The organism is Myxococcus sp. AB025B (assembly GCF_006518215.1).
GTDB classification, from domain to species: Bacteria; Myxococcota; Myxococcia; order Myxococcales; family Myxococcaceae; genus Myxococcus; species Myxococcus fulvus.
On the sequence record NZ_SRLW01000456.1, the window covers coordinates 1 to 5,659 of the forward strand.

Genomic DNA, 5,659 nt, shown 5'->3' on the forward strand with positions numbered 1-5,659 from the left:
GCCCATGAGCCCGCCCACCACCGCGCCCACGCTCCACAGCGCGTGGAACGAATTGAGGATGGAGCGGCCATAGAGGCGCTGCACCCGGAGGCCATGCGCGTTCTGCGCCACGTCGGTGATGGCGTCCATGCTGCCCGCCAGGAACAACGTCACGGCGAGCGCGGCCCACGAGGGCGCGAGGCCCGCGAGCAGCAGGCCCAGCCCCGTGAGCACCGTGCCGGCGACAGCGACCCGGGACGAGCGGAAGCGACGGATGATGGCTCCCGCGGCGAGCCCCGCCATCAACGCCCCGAAGGGGAAGGACGCGATGGCGAGCCCGTACTGCGCATTGGTGAGCCCCAGGTCCGCTTTGATTTGCGGATAGCGCGGCAGCAGGTTGGCCAGGATGGCGCCGTTGGTGAGGAACAGCACCGCCACGGCGAGGCGGGCCGCGCGGTGCGCCTGGGGCCCCGCCAGAGGAGAAGCAGGAGTCATGAGGAGCGGCTCTAGGATGTGAGGAATCGGAGCACGGCGTCGCGAGTGACGTCGCGGCCATGCGGTGTGGCGTCGAGGCTGACGTGGATGAACAACCCTTCGATCAGCGCATCGAGCTTGTGGGCCGTCCGCGAGTCGACATGGCGTTCGAGCACCGCGCGGCTGCGGCGCATCCAGTCGTGGGTGATCTGCCGGAAGGCGGGCTTCCGGGCCGCGAGGGTGTACAGCTCGAGCGTGAGCACCAGGTCATCCGGCCCCGCCACCAGGTCCTCGTGCACCAGCTCGACGATGGCCGCCGCCAGCTGCTCGCGGTCTTCCACCGCCGACAGCCGCGCCGCGAAGCGCTCGCTGACCCGCTCGGCGAAGCGGGTGAAGGCCTCGCGAAGCAGCTCATCCATGCTGGTGAAGTGGTAGGTCATCGACCCCAGCGGCACGTCCGCCCGCTCGGCGACACGCCGGTGTGACGTCCCCGCCACCCCTCCCTCGGCGATGACCCGCAGAGCGGCATCGATGATGCGGTCGCGTCGGTCCGGGTCACTGCGGCGCTTCACCACGGAGACTCCTGCCACGGCAGGGCCTCGACGTGAGCGCCCCGGAGCGTGAATCGAAGGTTCGTACGCACACGACACGCGGGAGGACTCCCCCTGCGTACGTTCGTACATATCGACACGGACCGGAACGACTTTGTTCCCGAGAACGGCCAGGACGGAGGGACGAACCAGACGCCTCCGTCCCGGCCGCGCCCCCTCGGCTACCTGCGGATGCGCAGCGTGACGGAGTTGAACACCTTGATGTTCTTGCCGTCCTCGCGGATGACGACGTAGTCATCATTGGGAGGCACCGGCCGGATGAACAGGCCTTGCACCTCGTGCTCGTTGACGGACTCGGCGCCGAACCGCGCCATCACCATGGTCCCCATGGCCATGCCCGTGCAGCCCACGCACTTGGGTGCGCGATAGACGAACACCGTGCCGCCCTCGATTTGATTCGAACCATTCAGGCGCGGCTTCGGCACGGCGATGAACAACCGCTGGTCCGTGCCGGGGATGTCCCAGACAGCCCCCAGCGGGTGGGGGCTGCTGCTCTCGGCGTTGCGCCCCACCGGCCGGAGCGTGATGTCGACGGTGCCCCCGTTGTCGACGACGGAGTTCACCTGGACCAGGTCCTCCTTCTTCGTCCACCCCAGCCAGTGCAGCTGCGGGAGGTTGTAGTTGTCCGAGCCGTTGCTGCCCATGTACGTGCTCGAGTCACCGTAGTGGTTGACCTCGCCCGTCGTCGGGTTGCGGGTGTTGCCGTGCGCCAGCCCCAGCACGTGGCCGACCTCGTGGGCATAGTCACGGAACAGGCCCCCCTTGAGGAAGACGCGGTTGGAGCCCGCGTTCGAGACGGAGCACATGCCGCTGGGCATCGAGTACACGGTCAGGAACGCATTCGAGCGGGCCTTCTGGACCGCCTGGTTCTTCGCCTTCGAGCAGTTCGCGCTCGTCACCTCCACCGTCTGCGACGCGGTGATTTCCAACCCCACCTGCCCGCCCGAGGCGACGCCGAAGAACGAGTAGAGGTCGCGGACGTTGTTGCGGATGTCGGACAGCGAGGGGGTGCTCCGCCCCGCGTAGGTCACACGGACGACCTTGACGGTGTGCTTCTTGTTGATGGCGCCCAGCCGCTTGTTGTGGTTCTCGACGCACGCCGGCTCCGACGCGGAGCAGGTGTACCGGTAGGGCGAGGCGGGGGCCTCCACGTCCTGGACCCGGTACGAGCGCACGCCGTCGTTCGCGCTCGCGCCGCTCGCGAACGAGGTCTCACAGAGGTTGGCGCTGGTCTCGACGGTGACCGAGTCCCCGGAGCAGTCCGCCCCGGCATGCAGCGTCACCGCCTTGCCGATGGCCACGTCGACGTACGAGGCCCCCGCCCCGGCGGGGAGCGCGTAACAACCGTTGGCCGAGGACTCCTGGAGGATGGTCGAGTCGCCGTGACAGTCGTCGCGCAGGACCACGGGCGCCAGACGCGGGGCGAGCAGTTTCGCGCGCAGCGCGGCCCAGTTGTCCGCCGTGCAGGCGTCCGACTGGACCTCCTCCAGGAACAGGCCGTCCTCGAGCTCCGCGTGCTCGTACGTCCTGCACGTCTCCCACATCTCGCTCCAGTGCGCCCAATCACACGTCCCCGCCGCGACGTACCCCTCGACACAGGCGAGCGCCGCCTCGAGCGCGGGGGAGACCACCGCCTGGCGGTTGGAAGAGACGGAGGCCGCGGTGCCACCAGCGCCCCCCAAAGGAGGCTGGGACATGGGCTCCTGGAGCCCGCCATCGCAGCCTGAGACCCATGCTCCGCACAACATGACGCCCACCATGGACAGCTTGCGCATACCGCTCCCTGCCGCGGCCCGGGCCGGGGGGCGCCAGGACACGTGCTCAATGAGGGTGATTGTGGAGTTCCGGCTTTTACACGGAGTCAGGATAAAAAACCATCCGTTCAATATGGTTTTCGGGCCGACCCCGACGCAACTCCCGCGGGCTGATCGCGATAATCCCGGCAAGTTCCTTCTTTTTTGAATTCGTGAGGCCCCACCATGGGTTTCGACATCCGGAAGACCATCAACACCGTCCGCACGAACGTCCAGAAGACGGTGCAGGACGTCAAGAAGACCGTTGAGGACAACAAGGAGCTCATCAAGGGCGCCACGGCGGTCGCCACCCAGAGCGCGAAGGCCTTCGGGTACGGCAAGGACGCCTTCCAGCAGATCAAGAACATCAAGAACGGCGCCGAGGGCCTGCTGACGGGCAAGAACCTCGATTTCGTCAGCAACCCCACCTACAAGGCGGGTGAGTTCAAGGGCCTGACGAAGCTGGGCGCCGGCATGAAGGCCGCCGCGCGCTACGCGGGCATCCCCGGCGCGGTGATGTCGGGCGCCACGGCCATCAAGGACATCCGCCAGGCCATCCGCACCGGCAGCAAGGACGACATCCTCGCCGCCACGCGCTCCTCGCTGGACGCGACCAAGGCGGGCATCACGGCCGCGACGGGCGGCATCGTGGGCGGCAAGGTGATGGGCGGCGTGCTCGGCGGCACCGTCTTCAAGGAGAAGCTGGAGGCGGGCAAGAAGGCCGTCGACGCGTTCAAGAAGACGCTCCCCAACGCCAGCGACGACGTGCTCAAGGCCGTCAAGAACGCGGCCACCACCAGCCTGTTCGAGGGTGGCACGGCCAAGGGCGTCAGCCGGGCCGTCAAGGCCGCCGCCTCCGAGACGGCGAAGGCGACCAGCACCCTGGCCCAGGGCCTGGGCACCGGTCCGCGCACGGCCGCCAAGGCGCTGCTGAAGACGGCGGGCTCGGAGGTTGGTGAGGCCGCGCTCAAGCAGGGCGCGAAGGCCGCCGCCGGCACCGCCGCCAAGACGCTGGGCCGCTTCGCCCCGGGCGTCAACGTGGCCATCGCCGCGGTCGACGTGGCCAACGCGGGCGCGACGCTGATGGACAAGAACGCGAGCACCGGCAAGAAGGTGACGTCGGTCATCACCGCGGTGGGCTCCGTCGCCGCCGCCACCAACATCCCCATCGTCAGCCAGGTGGGCGCCGCGGTCTCCACGGTGTCCAGCATCGTGGGCGCCTTCTTCTAGCGCAGCGACCCCATCGCGGGGTTTGTCAGAGCGGCTCGGCTGGACTATGCCCTGGTCCATGCCGAGCCGTCGCTTTTCTCCCCATTGGCGCGGACGCTGGCAGGCCTATCTCCCGGGAGCATTCGTGAGCAGCAAGCAAGGGTCTCAAGGAGCAGGTCAAGGCGTCGAGCGGCTCCTCAAGATGAGCCCGGTGGTCAGCCTCGTGTCCGCCAAGGCGCTGGAGGTGCCCACCGTGAGCGCGCCCTCCCTGGAGGGAATCTCCGTGGTGGTCCCCACCCCGCCGGACCTGACGGAGGAGGACCTGCTGCGCGCCTTCCACGAGAAGCACCGCGCCGTCTCCCCCTCGCGCGAGCGGCAGGCGGGTGAGCCGCTGGCCCTGGGCGACGAGGTGAAGCTCAACATCGTGGGCTACTGCGATGGCCGGCTCATCCCCTTCTCCTCGCGCTTCGGCCTGACGACGGAGCTGGCGCCCATCGAGATGCTGCCCGGGCTCAGCGAGTCGCTGGCCGAGGGCGGCAAGGTGGGCGAGTCCCTGCAGGTCGCGCTGGAGCTGCCGGACACCTACCCGGTGGAGTCGCTGCGGGGCAAGCCCGCGCGCTTCCTGGTGGACGTGCTGGGAGCGCACGAGGTGACGCCGCTGCCGGACAGCGACCCGGAGTTCCTCGCGAAGCTGGGGATGGGCGCCACGCTGGACGAGGTGATGAACCACCTGCGCGAGGAGCTGGAGGACCAGGGCGCCGCCGAGCTCTGGGTGCAGGCGCGGGACCGGGTGCTGGACGAGCTCATCCAGCGCGCCCCGGTGGAGCTGCCGCGCGCGCTGGTGGACGAGGAGCTGCGCCGCCGCTGGGTCCAGGCCGAGGGCCAGGGCCTGGTCGACCACCAGTTCGACGTGGACGAGCAGCGTGAGGCGCTGGAGGGCTGGCTCACGGACGACACCACGCGCGCGGACGCCGAGCGGCGGCTGCACATCGGCATCGTGCTGAAGGCCATCACCGAGGAGCACAAGCTCCAGCTGACGCCGGAGAAGCTCGAGCAGCTGGTGGCCCTCCAGATGGAGCCCTTCGGGCTCACCGCCGCGGATGCCCACGCCGCCCTGCGCGAGTCCCCGGAGACGACGAAGCGGCTGGCGGAGATGGGCTGGTATTTGCTCGCGGTGGAGTACGTGATGAACCGCGCGAAGGTCACCTTCGAGGGCGCGGACCAGGCGGGCTGAGCGCCCCCTCGGGGCTCAGCTCTCGCTGAACCACAGGCCCACGGCCCCCGCCAGGCCCAGCCCCACGAACAGCGCGGCCAGGCCCCAGGTCTTGCCGCGCGACAGGCGCAGCGACCCGCCATACCGGTAGCCGCACACCAGCACGAGCAGGGCCAATCCCAGACAGATGGACGCGGGCCCCAGCGCGACGAGCACCTTGCGCGGCGTCCCGCTCACGTCCAGGACGCCCAGCAGCGCCAGCGGCCAGAAGCCGATGACGAGCAGGCCGAGCACCAGGCCCCACCCCCACTTGCCCTCGGGGGAGGTCAGCTCCATGAAGTCCAGGAAGCGCGCCCACGGGCCCTGGGGTGGCTCTCGAC

At 69.3% G+C, this 5,659-nt stretch carries 6 protein-coding genes; 2 read left to right on the forward strand and 4 right to left on the reverse strand.

Annotated features, from left to right (window positions below):
* The 3 genes from FL311_RS40615 to FL311_RS40625 all read right to left on the reverse strand — a co-directional run.
* Positions 1-474: MFS transporter (locus tag FL311_RS40615; protein ID WP_141333002.1), on the reverse strand; the 474-nt coding region annotated here is incomplete at its 3' end.
* Between the two features lie 11 nt (positions 475-485).
* Positions 486-1,025, reverse strand: a complete 540-nt coding sequence (locus FL311_RS40620; protein ID WP_228557413.1) for a TetR/AcrR family transcriptional regulator — start codon at positions 1,023-1,025, stop codon at positions 486-488.
* Positions 1,026-1,225: 200 nt separating this feature from the next.
* Positions 1,226-2,761 carry a hypothetical protein gene (locus FL311_RS40625; protein WP_228557414.1) on the reverse strand — a complete coding sequence of 512 codons (1,536 nt, stop codon included), beginning with the start codon at positions 2,759-2,761 and terminating at the stop codon, positions 1,226-1,228.
* Positions 2,762-3,043: 282 nt separating this feature from the next.
* Here FL311_RS40625 and FL311_RS40630 point away from each other — a divergent pair, with 282 nt between their 5' ends.
* Together FL311_RS40630 and FL311_RS40635 are read left to right on the forward strand one after the other, a co-directional pair.
* Positions 3,044-4,087: a hypothetical protein gene (locus FL311_RS40630; RefSeq protein ID WP_141333003.1), complete on the forward strand. Its 1,044-nt coding sequence runs from the start codon at positions 3,044-3,046 to the stop codon at positions 4,085-4,087.
* A gap of 181 nt (positions 4,088-4,268) precedes the next feature.
* Positions 4,269-5,300, forward strand: a complete 1,032-nt coding sequence (locus FL311_RS40635; RefSeq protein WP_141333004.1) for a peptidylprolyl isomerase — start codon at positions 4,269-4,271, stop codon at positions 5,298-5,300.
* A gap of 15 nt (positions 5,301-5,315) precedes the next feature.
* Here FL311_RS40635 and FL311_RS40640 read toward each other — a convergent pair.
* The coding region (locus tag FL311_RS40640) for a hypothetical protein (protein ID WP_228557415.1) at positions 5,316-5,659 on the reverse strand (344 nt) is incomplete at its 5' end.

Coding starts and splice junctions, on each gene's coding strand:
- FL311_RS40625 (WP_228557414.1), bottom strand. CDS start 2,761: ATGTCCCAGCCTCCTTTGGGGGGCGCTGGTGGCACCGCGGCCTCCGTC.
- FL311_RS40635 (WP_141333004.1), top strand. CDS start 4,269: ATGAGCCCGGTGGTCAGCCTCGTGTCCGCCAAGGCGCTGGAGGTGCCC.
- FL311_RS40630 (WP_141333003.1), top strand. CDS start 3,044: ATGGGTTTCGACATCCGGAAGACCATCAACACCGTCCGCACGAACGTC.